Origin of the sequence: Janthinobacterium agaricidamnosum (genome assembly GCF_003667705.1) — a bacterium.
Lineage (GTDB): Bacteria > Pseudomonadota > Gammaproteobacteria > Burkholderiales > Burkholderiaceae_D > Janthinobacterium.
In genome coordinates this window covers 2,764,155-2,779,098 of the sequence record NZ_CP033019.1, presented here as the reverse complement: position 1 = coordinate 2,779,098, position 14,944 = coordinate 2,764,155, and the positions used below count along the sequence as shown (strand labels likewise).

16 protein-coding genes are annotated in these 14,944 nt (G+C 54.3%); 14 read left to right on the top strand and 2 right to left on the bottom strand.

The features are described 5' to 3' along the window. The first annotated feature begins 6 nt into the window (after positions 1–6). Positions 7–531 carry a hypothetical protein gene (locus D9M09_RS12465; protein WP_162995653.1) on the top strand — a complete coding sequence of 175 codons (525 nt, stop codon included), beginning with the start codon at positions 7–9 and terminating at the stop codon, positions 529–531. On the opposite strand, the gene D9M09_RS12460 is transcribed toward D9M09_RS12465, so the two are convergent. Then, the gene (locus tag D9M09_RS12460) at positions 498–1,190 is read right to left on the bottom strand and encodes an IS6 family transposase (RefSeq protein WP_198511364.1); all 693 of its coding nucleotides are present in this window, start codon (positions 1,188–1,190) and stop codon (positions 498–500) included. The genes D9M09_RS12465 and D9M09_RS12460 overlap by 34 nt on opposite strands. Before the next feature lie 60 nt (positions 1,191–1,250). Between D9M09_RS12460 and D9M09_RS12455 the strand changes: the two genes are divergently transcribed. The 4 genes from D9M09_RS12455 (at position 1,251) to D9M09_RS12440 (ending at position 4,792) form a co-directional block, all read left to right on the top strand. After that, positions 1,251–1,946, top strand: a complete 696-nt coding sequence (locus tag D9M09_RS12455) for a site-specific integrase (RefSeq protein WP_240453628.1) — start codon at positions 1,251–1,253, stop codon at positions 1,944–1,946. Between the two features lie 156 nt (positions 1,947–2,102). Continuing rightward, complete coding sequence (locus D9M09_RS12450) at positions 2,103–2,774, top strand: heavy metal response regulator transcription factor (protein ID WP_099764694.1); 672 nt, start codon at positions 2,103–2,105, stop codon at positions 2,772–2,774. After that, the gene (locus D9M09_RS12445; RefSeq protein ID WP_099764693.1) at positions 2,771–4,180 is read left to right on the top strand and encodes a heavy metal sensor histidine kinase; all 1,410 of its coding nucleotides are present in this window, start codon (positions 2,771–2,773) and stop codon (positions 4,178–4,180) included. Before D9M09_RS12450 ends, D9M09_RS12445 begins: the two co-directional genes overlap by 4 nt. A gap of 267 nt (positions 4,181–4,447) precedes the next feature. Next, positions 4,448–4,792, top strand: a complete 345-nt coding sequence (locus D9M09_RS12440; RefSeq protein ID WP_099764692.1) for a CzcE family metal-binding protein — start codon at positions 4,448–4,450, stop codon at positions 4,790–4,792. A 39-nt stretch (positions 4,793–4,831) separates the two neighbouring features. Here D9M09_RS12440 and D9M09_RS12435 read toward each other — a convergent pair whose 3' ends face one another. Then, positions 4,832–5,260 (bottom strand): YybH family protein, encoded by a 429-nt coding sequence (locus D9M09_RS12435; protein WP_099764691.1) that lies wholly within the window; start codon positions 5,258–5,260, stop codon positions 4,832–4,834. A 444-nt stretch (positions 5,261–5,704) separates the two neighbouring features. Between D9M09_RS12435 and D9M09_RS12430 the strand changes: the two genes are divergently transcribed. From D9M09_RS12430 to D9M09_RS12390, 9 genes are all read left to right on the top strand, one after another. After that, on the top strand, positions 5,705–6,058 hold the full coding sequence (locus D9M09_RS12430) for a hypothetical protein (protein WP_099764690.1): 354 nt from the start codon (positions 5,705–5,707) through the stop codon (positions 6,056–6,058). Position 6,059: 1 nt separating this feature from the next. Further along, positions 6,060–7,445 carry a TolC family protein gene (locus D9M09_RS12425; protein ID WP_099764689.1) on the top strand — a complete coding sequence of 462 codons (1,386 nt, stop codon included), beginning with the start codon at positions 6,060–6,062 and terminating at the stop codon, positions 7,443–7,445. Further along, positions 7,442–8,833: a multicopper oxidase family protein gene (locus D9M09_RS12420; protein ID WP_099764688.1), complete on the top strand. Its 1,392-nt coding sequence runs from the start codon at positions 7,442–7,444 to the stop codon at positions 8,831–8,833. The genes D9M09_RS12425 and D9M09_RS12420 overlap by 4 nt, the downstream gene beginning before the upstream one ends. A gap of 23 nt (positions 8,834–8,856) precedes the next feature. Then, the gene (locus D9M09_RS12415) at positions 8,857–9,186 is read left to right on the top strand and encodes a copper-binding protein (protein ID WP_099764687.1); all 330 of its coding nucleotides are present in this window, start codon (positions 8,857–8,859) and stop codon (positions 9,184–9,186) included. A gap of 21 nt (positions 9,187–9,207) precedes the next feature. Further along, positions 9,208–9,576: a copper resistance CopC family protein gene (locus tag D9M09_RS12410; protein ID WP_099764686.1), complete on the top strand. Its 369-nt coding sequence runs from the start codon at positions 9,208–9,210 to the stop codon at positions 9,574–9,576. Then, complete coding sequence (locus tag D9M09_RS12405; protein ID WP_099764685.1) at positions 9,577–10,476, top strand: copper resistance D family protein; 900 nt, start codon at positions 9,577–9,579, stop codon at positions 10,474–10,476. It abuts the gene before it with no gap. A gap of 32 nt (positions 10,477–10,508) precedes the next feature. Then, positions 10,509–11,021 (top strand): cupredoxin domain-containing protein, encoded by a 513-nt coding sequence (locus tag D9M09_RS12400; protein WP_076568727.1) that lies wholly within the window; start codon positions 10,509–10,511, stop codon positions 11,019–11,021. Between the two features lie 99 nt (positions 11,022–11,120). Beyond that, entirely contained in the window at positions 11,121–13,502 is a 2,382-nt protein-coding gene (locus D9M09_RS12395; RefSeq protein WP_099764684.1) for a heavy metal translocating P-type ATPase, read from the top strand. 42 nt (positions 13,503–13,544) lie between these two features. Next, positions 13,545–14,936 carry a hypothetical protein gene (locus D9M09_RS12390; RefSeq protein WP_240453627.1) on the top strand — a complete coding sequence of 464 codons (1,392 nt, stop codon included), beginning with the start codon at positions 13,545–13,547 and terminating at the stop codon, positions 14,934–14,936. Positions 14,937–14,944 lie beyond the last annotated feature (8 nt).

Here is a 14,944-nt window from a genome sequence, read left to right as displayed (position 1 = left end):
AAGAGCTTGCCCATCATGCTGTTCGACGAGCGCGCGCTGAGGCCATCTTTCGGCTACGTGTTCGACCCCAAATGGCTCGATCCGTTTGAATCGATCGTGTCCATCCTGTGGAAGCTGGCCAGGATGAACCGGCTATCCGGCCAGGCGATCACCACGCAGTTGGCCAAGTCCGACATTGACCCATACGAGGGCGTGGCGGCACGCCGCTCAGAGGTCGACCTGTGCCGCTTACATCTCACCCTGGGGCTACCGCTCAAGCTGGTGCGGGACTCTGTGCTCCCTGATGCATTGCAAGCTATCAGCGGCCCCGATTTCCGGTATTGTCGGAAGTGCCTGTGCCGCGGATATCACAGCGTCGTGCATCAAATCGGCGCCAACAAATGCTGCCCGGTGCATGGCGACATGCTGGAAATCGCCTGTCGAACTTGTGGTGCTAAGGGGTTGTGTCGCGTTGTTGATCCGAAGACGGAATTTTCCAGGAAAGGAACTGGGGTGCCTCAAACTGGACGGACCTGTGCTGCCAGCGCATAAAATTGGTCGGCGAACGACATCGCATCGGTTCCGTTGATTGCGAACTGGCCCTTGCGGATCATGTGCATGAGCTCAACGCCGGCGAGCACGCAGTGGGCGGCGCGGAACGATTTGAAGTTGAGCATCGGACTGGTTACCCGCTTGATGGCGCGATGGTCCTGTTCGACGATGTTGTTGAGGTACTTGACTTGGCGCACCACGATCGGCACGTCACGGCTGGCGTTGATCGCATCGATCGCCGCCTTGTTGGCCCCGCTCTTGTCCATCGCGACTTTGTCCGGATCGCCGTGCGCTCCCATCGCCTTGTCGAAGAAGCGCTTCGCTGAGACCATATCGCGTTTGGCCGTGAGCAGGAAGTCGACGGTTTTGCCCTGCTTGTCGACGGCGCGGTACAGGTATTTCCAGACGCCCTTGACCTTGATATACGTCTCATCCATTCGCCAGCTGCCACCGACCGGGCGCTTGTGTTTCCGGGCCATCTTCTCGACGAGAGGCAGGAAACGAATCGCCCACCGATTGATCGACGAATGGTCGACCGATACGCCGCGCTCTTCCATCATTTCTTCCAGGTGCCGGTAGCTCAGCGGGTATGCTACGTACCAGCGAATGCAGACCAGGATCACATCGATCGGAAAGCGCATCCCTTTGAAGTTGAGCATGGCGATTCATCCAAGGTTCGGGCGCCGTAGCTTACCTGATCGGCCATCGACGGTATGCTAATGCGACAGAACCTCCAGACGCTGCATCCAGCCGAGGAAAAGCGGGCAAAACCATTTCAGATCGATCAACTCATGCTGGTCGAGCACTGGTTGACGGCCAACGTCGACGCCGCGCAATCCCAGGGAGAAATGGGCACCGAGCTGCGGTACCGCCGCAACAAAGCGTTGTTTCTGCTTGGTTTCTGGCGCGGGTTTCGCGGCGACGAGTTGACGCGCCTGCAAATCGAGCATGTTCACATCACGCAAGGTGAAGGGATGACTTGCTTCTTGCCGCGCACCAAAGGTGATCGCCAGTTCAAGGGCGGCTACTTCAAGGTGCCGTTGCTATCGCGCCTGTGCCCGGTCAGCGCTTATGAGGAATGGATCGCTGCGGCGAGATTGACGGCTGGACCGGTGTTTCGTGCCATTGATCGCTGGGGCAACATCAGCGATAACGGACTGAACATCGATAGCCTGGTACCGCTCCTGCGTAATATCCTGCAGGAAGCTGGCGTTGATGCGCCTGAGTTGTACAGTGCTCACTCGCTGCGGCGCGGCTTTGCCAGCTGGGCAACAGCCAATGGCTGGGATCTCAAGACGCTGATGGAGCACGTGGGCTGGAAAAACGCCCAATCCGCCATGCGCTACATCGATAGGGAAGATCCCTTTAACCAGCGCCGTATCGAACAAAACCTGTATCCTCTTTATAGCAAGTAATTAAACAGCTGCAGGTGGACCTTTAATTCTGACAAGATTGTAATCCTGGCGTTAGACGATTGTCATCTTTCCAAGGTAGACTGAAGAAAGAGACCGACGGCGATCTTCACCATCCGCATAACGTGGACACAGCAGTTGAACTAGTGGAAAAGTGACATGCGATTATTAGTGGTTGAGGACGAGCAAAAGGCGGGCGAATATATTCAGAAAGGTCTGAGTGAGTCTGGTTTTGTTGTTGACTTGGCGAGAACTGGGCCCGACGGCCTTCACGCTGCCACGACTGCCCATTACGACCTGATCGTGCTTGACGTCATGCTTCCGGGCTTAGATGGTTGGCAAGTCATTGCTGAGTTGCGCAAAACGGTCGATACGCCGGTGCTGTTTCTTACCGCACGGGATGGACTCGATGACCGCATCAAAGGCCTGGAGCTCGGTGCGGATGATTACTTAGTCAAGCCATTCGCTTTTGTTGAACTGCTTGTTCGTATTCGAACGTTGTTGCGTCGAGGGCCGATCAGAGAAGCTGATATTTTTCAGATTGCCGATCTGGAACTGGACATTCCTAAGCGAAGAGTAATACGTGCCGGTGTTCGGATTGATTTGACTGCGAAAGAATTTGCACTTTTGCATTTGCTATCCAAGCGGGTCGGACAAGTTTTATCCCGGCCGTTGATTGCATCGCAAGTCTGGGATATGAATTTTGACAGCGACACGAACGTGGTGGATGTCGCGGTACGCCGTCTACGAGCAAAAATTGACGACCCCTTCGAGGTAAAACTGATCCATACGATTCGGAGTATGGGCTATGTATTAGAAGATAGACAATGAAGGCCAAGAACTGGTCTCTTACCACGCAGCTGGGGGTGCTCTTCGCCTGCATCTCGGCAATTGCATTTTCGGTCTTAGGCATCTATCTCTATCAAGCACTCGCGGCGCAGCTCCAAGCACGGGATGATGCAGACCTTGTCGACCGTATTGTGTTCATCAGACATATGCTGGAGGAAACACCGAGTGTAGAGTCGATTCGTGTGGATCCGCACCGTTTTTTAGATGCTGTCGATTTGCATGGCGGCTTTTTGCTCGTTATGCAGGCACAAGACGGTGAAGAATTAATCCGCAATACCCGTGACCGTTCATTCATGCATGCCAGCGGGGCTGTGCCGGTAGAGACGATGCCAGAGCCATCTCACGTACGTGCTGCACCAGGGCATAGCGAACCCAACCTAAGAGTTATTGCTGCGCTGGGTACCGTTGGTTCGACCGGTTCCGTGGTGAAAATCACGCTCGCCAGAAGCGAAGAGAGCCGCGCAGCTGTTCTATCTGCATACAAGTTAAAAGTGCTTGCATCGGGCTTCTTTGGTGCGGTGCTAACAGCCCTACTGGGGTTTCTACTAGTACGTCGCGCGTTGCACAAAGTAAAGCTCATCGCGCAGCAAGCTCAGCAAGTCAGTGCGCACAATTTGGAAGTGCGCTTGCATGCAAAATCAGCCCCGAAGGAAATCCAGATACTGGCTGATTCGTTCAATGAGGTGCTTGACCGCCTGCAAAATAGCTTTAATAACCTTTCCCAGTTCGCAGATGACTTGGCACACGATTTGCGTACGCCTCTCAACAATCTGATGGTCCAAACAGAAGTTGCCCTGTCTCAGCCCAGATCATCCGATGAATATCAAAACCTGCTTTCATCTAATTACGAGGAGTTTGGCCGTCTAGCTAGAATGGTGGAAAGCATATTATTTTTGGCGCGGGCTGACCATGACCAAATTTCGCTAGCAACTGAGCAGCTTGATATGGATGTTGAGCTGACGCGAATCGCCGAGTACTTTGAAGGGCCGGCATCCGACGCCGAAATATCATTCGTCGTCATCGCCTCTGGCACAGTGCTTGCTGATGGGCACCTGCTTCGCCGCGCGGTGAGCAACCTTGTGTCGAACGCCCTTCGATACACCCCGAAGGGAGGAACTATCTCGCTCGAGGCAAAAGCCGACGACGACGGGGCACTGGTTTCCGTTTCCAATCCTGGCCCTGGCATCGTGAAGGAACACCTGCCGCGGCTGTTTGACCGGTTCTACCGTTCCGATAAATCGAGGTCCAGCACGTCAGCCTCCGCTGGATTGGGTCTTTCAATCGTCAAATCCATTATGACGCTTCACCATGGCCGCGCCAGCGTCACGAGTGAGCCCGATGGAGTGACCCAATTCACGCTATTTTTTCCAGGCGTTATTACCCACTGATAGTTCGATGCGGGTGCGCTTGTGGCGCTGCACCGCTAGCTCAGGCGTCTACTGGTCGTCCTATTCTGCCTGCTGACTGCGGCTGAACAGTCACTAAACAGTTAGTTCAAGTTGAATTGGGGATAGGTACTTGACCTTGGAACTGCTGAAGTTTCTGTAATGTAAATGTAATGCTTCCGTCATTCGGGTGTGCGGGTCCCCTACGTAGAATAGCTTCATCGGATCCGCAACTTCATTCACCCGCAACTGAAAAATAAGGACATTCCAATGAAATCCATCAAAGCCAACATCGTCGCCGTTTTCGCTGTCATCGCTCTCAGCCCGCTTGCCGCGATGGCACACCAAGGCGAAATGCACTCGAATCCAGCGTTTGGCAGTGCGGCTCCGGCGCCGGCCGCCACGCGCACTATCACGATTTCATCGACTACGAAGTATGTGAATGTCGCCCAGGGCGACGTCGTCAAGTTTGATGTGGATGGTAAGACGTTCACTTGGCAGTTCGATACGCTGCGAGCCAATGCCAGCTTTGACTTTTCGGCAATTGCGCCGTCCGGCGTGAATACCCACGGCGTACGCGTGTATGTGGCACCTAACCCGACCTACGCCAACTAACTACATGTACGCCCGCCAGTGCGTTGCCGGCACATGAAATTACTGAGATTTCCGGGACGACCAGTGAAGATGAAAGATGACCCATTGATCGCCCTGTTTTTCAAGCAAAGCTGTTTCTGTGCCGAATAAGTGGACATTTTTGCCTTGGAATTGTCCTGTGGTCTCTGTTTCCTGCATCACGACGGCCAGGTTTCCATCAATACGTTCGTTTTGTTTTAGGACTTTGCTTTTAGTGGCCTTAGCAAAGGCGGTATCGGCTGGCAGGTGATGGCCAGCATATTCATCACGTGAACGTTCAACATGTCCAGATTCGTAAATTTTAATTTCAGGGCTAAGCAAAGTACTCGCCTGCTCGGATTTTCCGCTGGCAAGCGCTTCGTGAAATGCAGCAACAGTTTCAGTTGGTGTGGCGGCGTATAGGGGAAGACTGAATACGGAAATAGCGATTAGGGAAGTAAGTTGGCGCACGAGGTCTCCAGTGTTTTTTGTTTATATGATGAATTGCAGCGATGCAATTAAATCAGCGGGCGGTGATTGTGACAAGGTGGAAGTGAAAATACTCTGGAAAACTGAAATTCGCTTGACCTTCCGTCCGTTGGAAGGTGTAGCCTAAAAAGGCGATTTCATCTCAGGTGGTTCAGGCAATTTGCAAGCAACTTAGTTGTCCGTCATAGGGAAGATACTGCAGATGAATTTCATGCTGACGCGCATTGTAAGCAACCGGGCCGAAATAGGTGCAGAACAGCGTACGCCTTGCTCTACCTTTGGAGGCAACAAGAGCCGCCACTCGTTCCTCGCGTCCCTTGAGCTCCCTTCTCACCACTTTCCCCGCCGTCTCCTGAAATCATGTACTGGCGTTCGCCTCACCTCGTGCTGTATCCACCCAGTAACCAGTCATTTTGAAAGAGAATCATGCAACGCTTCCACTTATTGCTTCTGGCAACGGTTAGCTTCTCGCCGGTTGTCTATGCACAATCCACTCAACCCGCGCGCACCACGGCGACAGTGACGGATGCTAAGGCGATGGTGCCGCCGTTGAAATATGTTTCCGCTTTTGCGGATGTTAAGCCGATTGGGGAGCCCCCGACATCTCCGGATAAGGCCTGGATTCAGGCAAATCAAGATGTAACAGGGGGCTCTCAGCATGGCGCTCAGGGGGACATGTCGATGGAAATGGTACCCGGGGCAAAAAGCCAGGAAAAACCCAAGCCGTCTTCGGCGAACGATCCGCACAAAGGCCATCAAATGAACATGAAAGGCAAATAGCATGAAGCGATTATCGTTGCCGACAGCCAATCGGGTAGCCACTGTATTCGGCGTGGTATTTCTTGCAGGTTGCGCCAGCTTTTCACCGGATGGTGGCTTAAATGATGTCTCTCGGCTAACACAAGAGCGGATTGGGCAAGTCAAGCCCTTCACGAAAGAGACGCTGAAAGACAGCCAGCAGTCCAATACACAGGTGCAGTCCTTGCTGTCCGCACCACTTACGCCTGAATCTGCTGTCCAGATTGCGCTGCTCAATAATGCAGCGCTGAAGGTCTCCTTCGCTGAATTGGGGGTCTCGGAGGCTGAGTTTGTACAAGCTGGACGGATGCGTAATCCAAGTTTTAGTTTTGGCCGCGTCAGCGGCGGTGGCGACGCTGAAATCGATCGCAGTGTGATGTTTGACATTGCGGGCCTGCTGACGCTGCCCACGCGTCGACGCATTGAGCAAGGACGCTTTGAACAAACAAAGTTGCTAACAGCTGCTCAGGCTGTGCAGTTGGCGGCAGAGACACGTCGGGCATATTTTATGGCCGTTGCGGCGGCCCAATCGGCCGCATTCGCGGAGCAAGTGCGCGGCGCCGCCGAGGCATCATCGCAACTCGCCGACAGCATGACCAAGGTTGGCAACTGGAGCACACTTGACCAGGCCCGTGAGCGTGCGTTTTACCAAGATGCGTTGACACAATTGGCGAGGACCAAGCATGAAGCAACAGCCACGCGCGAACAGCTCATTCGCCTCCTGGGCCTGTGGGGAGAGCAGCAAAATTTCGTCCTGCCGGACAGATTGCCTCCACTGCCGGACAAGCCGCGGGAAACGAACAATGCGGAAGCACAGGCCATGTCACAACGCCTCGATATGCTGTCGGCCCGCCGCGAGACCGAAGCAACGGCCGCAGCACTTGGCTTAACAAAGGCAACTGGCTTCATCAACGTCTTTGACGCTGGCTACACCAACAAGAGTACGACAGGCTTGCCACGCGAGAACGGCTACCAGATTTCCCTTGAATTACCGATCTTCGATTGGGGTGGCGCCAAGGTCGCACGGGCGGAAGCGCTTTATATGCAGTCCGTCCATCGCACCACCGACACCGCCGTGCGGGCGCGCTCAGAGGTGCGTGAGGCCTTCTCCGCATACCGTACTAGCTATGACATCGCTCGTCATTATCGCGACGATGTTGTGCCGCTGCGGAAAAAAATATCCGACGAGGTTCTGCTTCGCTACAACGGGATGCTTGCCAGCGTATTCGAATTGCTGGCGGACTCGCGCGAGCAACTGGTGAGCGTGAATACCGCCATCGAAACCCAGCGCGACTTTTGGATAGCGGAAACCAAACTTCAATCCGCCATCAACGGTGGAAGTACGAACGATACAAGGGCCATGCCATGATTTCACGTAGAGACTTTTTCAGAGGTGCCGGTGCTGTAGCGGTGAGTGCCGTTGCCGTTAGCAAGGCTGGTGCCGCGTCATTGCCTGAGGCGATGTTGATGGACAATGCCAAGACACACATTCCCTTGGCGCCCCCCACTGGACGGCCCTACAATCCGGTCGTGACCCTGAACGGCTGGTCATTGCCATGGCGCATGAAAAATGGCGTAAAGGAATTCCATCTGGTGGCCGAACCCGTGGTGCGTGAACTTGCACCAGGAATGAAAGCCAACCTGTGGGGCTATAACGGTCAATCCCCAGGTCCGACAATTGAAGTGGTCGAAGGTGACCGTGTGCGTATTTTCGTGACCAACAAGTTACCTGAGCACACCAGTGTTCATTGGCATGGCCAGCGACTGCCGAACGGCATGGATGGCGTAACGGGCCTCAATCAACCAGGTATCGCTCCTGGAAGGACTTTCGTCTACGAATTCGAGGCCAAACGGCCAGGTACGTTTATGTACCATCCCCACGCCGACGAGATGGCCCAAATGGCGATGGGGATGATGGGCTTCTGGGTGACCCATCCAAAGGATCCTTCGCTCCATGCGGTGGACCGCGATTTCGTCTTCCTGCTCAACGCGTACGACGTAGAGCCGGGAAGCTATACGCCGAAGATCAACACCATGCTGGACTTCAACTTGTGGACATTCAATAGCCGCGTCTTCCCCGGCATTGATTCATTGCCGGTGCGCCAAGGTGACAAGGTACGTATCCGTGTCGGTAATTTGACGATGACGAATCATCCTATTCACATTCATGGCCATGAATTTTTCGTTACTGGTACGGATGGCGGCTGGACTCCACCAGCGTCGCGCTGGCCTGAAGTCACCACCGATGTCGCCGTTGGACAAATGCGCGCCATCGAGTTCGTCGCTACCGACCTGGGTGACTGGGCACTTCACTGCCATAAATCCCACCATACCATGAATGCAATGGGCCACTCGGTACCGACAATGATTGGCGTCAACCATCGCGGGGTTGCAGAGAAAATTAACAAAATCGTTCCTGAATATATGGTGATGGGCGACAAGGGCGGCTCCATGGGAGGCATGGAAATGCCACTGCCAGATAATACTTTACCGATGATGTCAGGTGAAGGACCGTTCGGTGGGGTTGAGATGGGAGGCATGTTTACCGTACTGAAGGTACGCAAGGATCAGAAGCGCGGCGACTATTCCGACCCTGGTTGGTACAAGCATCCGGCCGGAACCGTGGCATACGAGTGGACGGGTACCCTTCCTGAACCAGAACGTGCCACCAATGCTGGGGGGCAGTCGATGCCAACGATGAACAAACCTAATATTGAAGTCACTGTTCGTAAACCGACCGGACATAGCGGTCACTAATTTTTTAACTGAAAGGAAACATCATGAAAAACCTGCACAAAGTTGTATTGGCAACCTTGATTGGCCTGTCTTCCGTGGCAACCACCTCCGTGGCGTTCGCCCAGCAGCAGAGCGCCTCCGCGACGCAAGACGCGATGAGCGAAGGGGAAATTAAGAAAGTGGACAAGGACGCCGGCAAGCTGACCATCAAGCATGGTGAGCTGAAGAACCTGGGCATGCCAGGGATGACCATGATGTTCAAAGTCAAAGAGCCGTCAATGCTCGACAAGGTCAAACAAGGGGACAAAGTACGTTTCGTCGTGGAAAAAGTTGGTGGCGCACTCACGGTCACCTCCATCGAGGCAGTAAAGTAAATTTAACAACGAAAGTAGAAGATGAAGACCCTGCGGAACATTATTCTTGCCACGTCCATATTGGCGGCAACGCTGGCTACCCCATTTGCCTTGGCACATGCGAGCTTGAAGAGCTCCAATCCCGAGGCGGGCGCCTCCCTGGCAGTTGCACCGAAAGAGATTGCGCTGACCTTCAACGAGAAGGTGGAAGAAGCCTTTAGCACGATCGTTCTGGCCGATGGCGAAGGCAAAACCGTCGCTGCAAACAAGGCAAAGGTCGATGCCGCAAATCCAGCCATCTTACGCTTGGAAGTACCGGCATTGAATGCTGGCGCCTATACCGTGAGCTGGGCAGTTGCAGGGCACGATGGACACCGTCGCAAAGGCGACTTTAAGTTCACGGTGAAATAATTGGATGCAGTCTCGCTGTTGCAAGTCAGTTCAGCGTTGCTGCTGAACCTCGGCTTTGCCTGGCTCGTCGGATCATGGTTTGCACGCTACTGGATGCGTTCTAGCGGTGTCGATCATGATCATTTCGAGCCAGCGCTGCGCAAACTTGACTTGATGGCAGCGGCAATCAGCATAGTTGGTAGTGCATCGGCACTATTGAGCGCGACGGCAGTTATGGGAGGTGTTGGCCTGCGCGAAGCGTGCCCGATGTTCTGGATGATGGTGTCTACAACCGACTACGGACATGCAGGCTGCGCCATTATTGTGGCGATGCTTGTTCTCTTTTTTGTGCGATTAGCAGGCGGAGTCGGCCGCATCAGCGATATTGCAGTCGTTCTACTTTTGGCTGTTTTTTCTGTAACACGGGCGTCCATGGGGCATGCGGGAGAGGAAGGCTTCTGGACTATTCCGCTAGCGGTTGAAGCGATTCATTTTTTTGCCATCGGCCTATGGACTGGTGCGGTGATGGTTACCGGCTGGTTTGTTCTGCATGAGGCGCGGGTACGGAAATTTGATACGGGTAGCACCGATCAGTACCTCGAATTGATGTCTCAGGCAGCAATGCTTGCAGTAGTTGCCATTGCCGCCACTGGTATTTACAGCGCCTGGCACCGTGTGGGGAGCTCAGAGCATCTTGTTCATACCACCTATGGCATAACCTTGTTGGTCAAAGTTGCATTGGTCCTCCTGGCTATCGCCTTGGGCGGCTACAACAAATTTCTTGGACTGCCTGCCGCCTCCCGCTCCTTGCGCGGCGTCACTCTGGTGAGAGTCGTTTTACAAGTGGAAACCTTGCTACTGCTCGGTGCACTGTTTGCGGCGGCAATTCTTACCACTCAACAACCACCTACCGCGATGTAATGCCGCGACGGTTTTCTACAAGGGAGTACGATATGAAAAAGATGACCTTAAATGCAATTGCAGTAATGTTACTGGCCAGCTTGAGCACTTTCAGCAATGCTGCGGTACCGGATAGCAGCCCAGTAGCACATAGTGGCCACCAGCATGGCGCAAATGAGCAGAGCGCATCTCTTGTGGGCAAGGCGGGAGACCCGAAAAAAGTGACGCGTACCGTCACTGTCGATATGAACGACAGCATGCGCTTTAGCCCAGCGTCTATTGCCGTGAAACGGGGCGAGATCATTCGCTTTGTCGTCAACAATTCCGGCAAGATCAAGCATGAAATGGTCATTGGTTCTGAGAGCGAGTTAAAAGAACATGCCCAACAAATGGCAAAGTTTCCGGAGATGGAGCATGCGGAACCCAATCAAGTGACCGTGACGCCTGGAAAATCGGGAACCATCGTTTGGCAGTTCGACAAAGCCGGCAAAGTGGAGTTTGCTTGCTTACAACCCGGTCACTTTGAGGCCGGCATGAAGGGGCTGGTAGTAGTCTCCGCCAAGTAGATGACTTCGTTCGGCGGGAATGTTCAATTCCCGCCATTGTCACCATAGCTGGTTCCACCGTAGGCAAAGAAACAGGCGAATCTGCCCAAGGAGTGATTCATGAGTAGAACTGACGCCGAGCATCATGCGCACGAGCATCATCACGATACCCATAGCAAGACCGGGCCTGGCAATACGATGAAGACAGGGGAAGAAAAACCATTCATCGATCCTGTGTGCGGCATGCGCGTTGGCGCAAATCCCGAGCAAGAAATCACCTACAAAAGTATGGTCTACCACTTCTGTAGCGGGAAATGCATGGCAAAGTTCAACGCAGCGCCAGATTCCTTCATCGATAGAGCGAATGCGGCGCCCAGCCCCGAGCACTCGCCACAGCAGGGAGCGGTCTACACCTGCCCCATGCACCCCGAGATACGCCAGCCTGCACCGGGAACTTGCCCCATTTGCGGCATGTCGCTCGAACCTGAAATGCCGACGCTAGATGAGGCGGAAAATCCGGAACTAGTCGATTTCCGCCACCGCTTCTGGTGGACGCTGCCTCTGACTCTGGTGGTGTTCCTGTTGGCGATGTTTGGGCATGTGTTCCTTGAAATGGGGCTGCCAGGCCAGAACTGGATTGAATTCGCATTAAGTACCCCTGTCGTACTGTGGGCCGGCTGGCCATTTTTCACGCGCTGGGCGCAATCGCTGGCACGCATGCGCCCGAATATGTGGACCTTGATTGGTTTTGGCGTAATGGCTGCCTATGGCTATAGTGTCGTCGCCACCATCGCACCGGGCTTCTTCCCACCTACCTTTGCTGCACATGGCCGCATAGGCGTCTATTTTGAAGCCGCAGCAGTCATTGTTTCGCTCACGCTACTGGGACAGATCCTTGAGCTGCGCGCACGCTCCCAAACTTCCGCGGCAATCAAATCCTTACTTGGCCTCGCTCCGAAAACGGCTCGGCGCATTCAGGACGATGGGGCCGAAGACGACATTCCTCTCACGCACGTCCACGTCGGCGACAAACTCCGTGTCAGACCCGGTGAGAAGGTGCCGGTTGATGGCGTAGTGCTTGATGGCGAGAGTTCGCTTGATGAATCAATGCTGACTGGCGAGCCCTTACCTGTGACAAAACGTCCCGGAGACACGTTGATTGGCGCAACGATCAATACCAGCGGGAGCCTGATTATGCGTGCCGAGAAAATCGGCAGCGACACGATGTTGTCTCAAATCGTACAAATGGTCGCGCAGGCACAGCGCTCCCGCGCGCCTATGCAACGACTCGCCGATAGTGTCGCAGGCTATTTCGTGGTCGTGGTCGTGGCCATAGCGCTACTGACGTTCGTGTTATGGGGAATGTATGGCCCTGAACCAAGCTGGGTCTTTGGTTTTGTTAACGCCGTTGCAGTACTGATCATTGCTTGCCCATGTGCATTGGGGTTAGCCACACCGATGTCCATCATGGCCGCCACTGGCCGCGCCGCCACCCAGGGGGTGCTCTTTCGGGATGCCGCGGCAATAGAAGACCTCAAGAAGGTCGACACACTGATTGTCGACAAGACGGGGACCCTCACTGAAGGTAAGCCTTCCTTTAACAGCGTGGTCGCAGCGCCTGGTTTCAAGGACGAAGACGTCCTGCAAATGGCGGCGAGCATAGACCAGGGAAGCGAACATCCTTTAGCGCACGCGATTGTCAACGAAGCGAATCGGCGAGCACTGGCGCTAACAAAGCCTGACAGTTTTGAGTCCGCCAGCGGTATTGGCGTGCGCGGCACGCTTGGCGGGGTGCACATCGCACTGGGCAACACCGCCCTGATGGATACTGACAAAGTTGATTGGCGGCCGCTTGCTGAGGTCGCTGAACGCTTGCGAACAGAAGGTGCTAGCGTCATGTATCTATCCTCTGACGGCGTTTTGGCTGGACTGATCGCCGTGTCGGATCCCATCAAGGCAACGACGCGTGAGGCGATAGAGGGCCTGCGCGCCGAAGGGCTGACCGTGATCATGGCCACTGGCGATGGCGTCACTACTGCGAGGTCCGTGGCCGAAAGGCTGGGCATCACGGAGTTCTACGGCGAGGTGAAACCACAGGACAAGTTGGCCTTGGTAGAAAAACTCCAAAAGCAAGGCAAGGTGGTCGCAATGGCCGGCGATGGAATCAATGATGCCCCCGCACTGGCGAAGGCCAACGTTGGTATTGCCATGGGTACAGGAACAGACGTGGCTATCAATAGCGCTCACGTCGCTTTAGTAAAAGGAGATCTGCGTGGGATTGCCCTTGCCCGTCGAATCTCGGTCGACACTGTTCGAAATATGTGGCAGAACCTGGGCTTCGCGTTTGTCTACAATGCCTTGGGCATTCCCCTGGCTGCCGGTGTGCTGTATCCATTTACTGGCCAACTGCTATCGCCGATGATCGCCGCGTTAGCGATGAGCCTGAGTTCCGTGTCTGTCATTACTAATGCACTCCGGTTGCGCGGTACCGGTCGGCCTTAACCGCTGACTGTGGCACCGAGCGACATTCTTGTGGAAGCAAACATGAATACACCTGCGATAGTGAAAGCTGCATCGAAAAACGGCTGCTTGCTTAGCAACGAAGAATTGAGCTTTCTTCCGGCTGCACGCCTCAATAGAGACTGTTTCTGCACCAGTTTGGATAGCTCCGCATTGAAAATAGCGCTTTCTAGCGAACCGGGTATGGACGGATTGCACGAGTTGATCGAGGAGCGGTGTCCCTATCTATTTTCTGCGCGGCCTATTTTTGTCTCCTATCACCAAAGCAAACGTATTGCGGACGTTATTGCAGCGATTGAATCCGTGATATCGCTGCCATCCTTTCGTGCGCGCGTTCTGACTGATGCTCCTGACATTGCCAAGCATAATCCTGATGGTGCAAAAGGAGTATTTTTTGGCTATGACTTCCACATGCGCGACGATACCTTGGCGCTCATCGAAATCAACACAAATGCCGGTGGAGCGATGCTCAACGCCGCGATGGCCAAAGCCCATAGATCGTGCTGTCTCAGCGATAGTGAATTGACACGTGCCATTGATAGCGGTGCGACCCTTGAAGACACCATCTTCAACATGTTTGAGTCTGAATGGGTACTCTCTCGACGTTCACAGCCACTTCGGACAGTCGCGATAGTTGACGAACATCCAGAGCAGCAGTATCTCTATCCCGAGTTTGTTCTTTTTCAACGCTTGTTCCAACGCCACGGCATCGAGGCCGTCATTGCCTCACCATCGGACCTTACCTATCGTGATGGCGTTTTACGTCATGGGGATCTTGCTGTCGACTTGGTCTATAACCGGCTGACCGATTTCATGCTTGAGTCGCCCCAGTGTCTCCCATTGCGGTCGGCGTATCTAGACAGTGCGATCGTGCTAACGCCGCACCCCCAAGCGCATGCCCTCTATGCAAATAAGGCAAATCTGGTTCTGCTATCGGATAAGAAAGAGCTCGTAGCGCTTGGCGTAGCCCCCGCCGTGCAAGATATTCTGCTCAAGAGCATACCGCGAACGCAGATTGTGACGGCCTCCGATGCGGACCGCTTGTGGACGGAGCGCCGAAAGTTGTTTTTTAAACCTGTTGCAGGTTACGGGGGGCGAGCCACGTACCGTGGTGAAAAGATCACCAAACGGGTATGGCAGGACATTCTGGCTGGTGACTACGTCGCTCAGGCCCTCGTCATACCCGGTGAGCGCTCGATCGGTTCCACCGATAATCCTAGCTCGCTGAAATTCGACCTTCGAGTCTATGTTTATGACGGAAAGGTGCAGTGGACCGCGGCCAGGATGTATCAGGGGCAAACCACCAACTTTCGCACCCCTGGAGGTGGTTTTGCACCTGTTTATAGTTTGGACGACGAGCGCACTGCGAATGAAATCAGCTCTATCGCGACTAGAGCTAGTTCCCATCACGATTGAGACGTGTT

Bases quoted from the DNA above. Each gene is read 5' to 3' on its own strand.
- D9M09_RS12460 (WP_198511364.1), bottom strand. From the start codon at position 1,190: ATGCTCAACTTCAAAGGGATGCGCTTTCCGATCGATGTGATCCTGGTC.
- D9M09_RS12455 (WP_240453628.1), top strand. From the start codon at position 1,251: ATGCGACAGAACCTCCAGACGCTGCATCCAGCCGAGGAAAAGCGGGCA.
- D9M09_RS12450 (WP_099764694.1), top strand. From the start codon at position 2,103: ATGCGATTATTAGTGGTTGAGGACGAGCAAAAGGCGGGCGAATATATT.
- D9M09_RS12445 (WP_099764693.1), top strand. From the start codon at position 2,771: ATGAAGGCCAAGAACTGGTCTCTTACCACGCAGCTGGGGGTGCTCTTC.
- D9M09_RS12440 (WP_099764692.1), top strand. From the start codon at position 4,448: ATGAAATCCATCAAAGCCAACATCGTCGCCGTTTTCGCTGTCATCGCT.
- D9M09_RS12430 (WP_099764690.1), top strand. From the start codon at position 5,705: ATGCAACGCTTCCACTTATTGCTTCTGGCAACGGTTAGCTTCTCGCCG.
- D9M09_RS12425 (WP_099764689.1), top strand. From the start codon at position 6,060: ATGAAGCGATTATCGTTGCCGACAGCCAATCGGGTAGCCACTGTATTC.
- D9M09_RS12420 (WP_099764688.1), top strand. From the start codon at position 7,442: ATGATTTCACGTAGAGACTTTTTCAGAGGTGCCGGTGCTGTAGCGGTG.
- D9M09_RS12415 (WP_099764687.1), top strand. From the start codon at position 8,857: ATGAAAAACCTGCACAAAGTTGTATTGGCAACCTTGATTGGCCTGTCT.
- D9M09_RS12410 (WP_099764686.1), top strand. From the start codon at position 9,208: ATGAAGACCCTGCGGAACATTATTCTTGCCACGTCCATATTGGCGGCA.
- D9M09_RS12400 (WP_076568727.1), top strand. From the start codon at position 10,509: ATGAAAAAGATGACCTTAAATGCAATTGCAGTAATGTTACTGGCCAGC.
- D9M09_RS12395 (WP_099764684.1), top strand. From the start codon at position 11,121: ATGAGTAGAACTGACGCCGAGCATCATGCGCACGAGCATCATCACGAT.
- D9M09_RS12390 (WP_240453627.1), top strand. From the start codon at position 13,545: ATGAATACACCTGCGATAGTGAAAGCTGCATCGAAAAACGGCTGCTTG.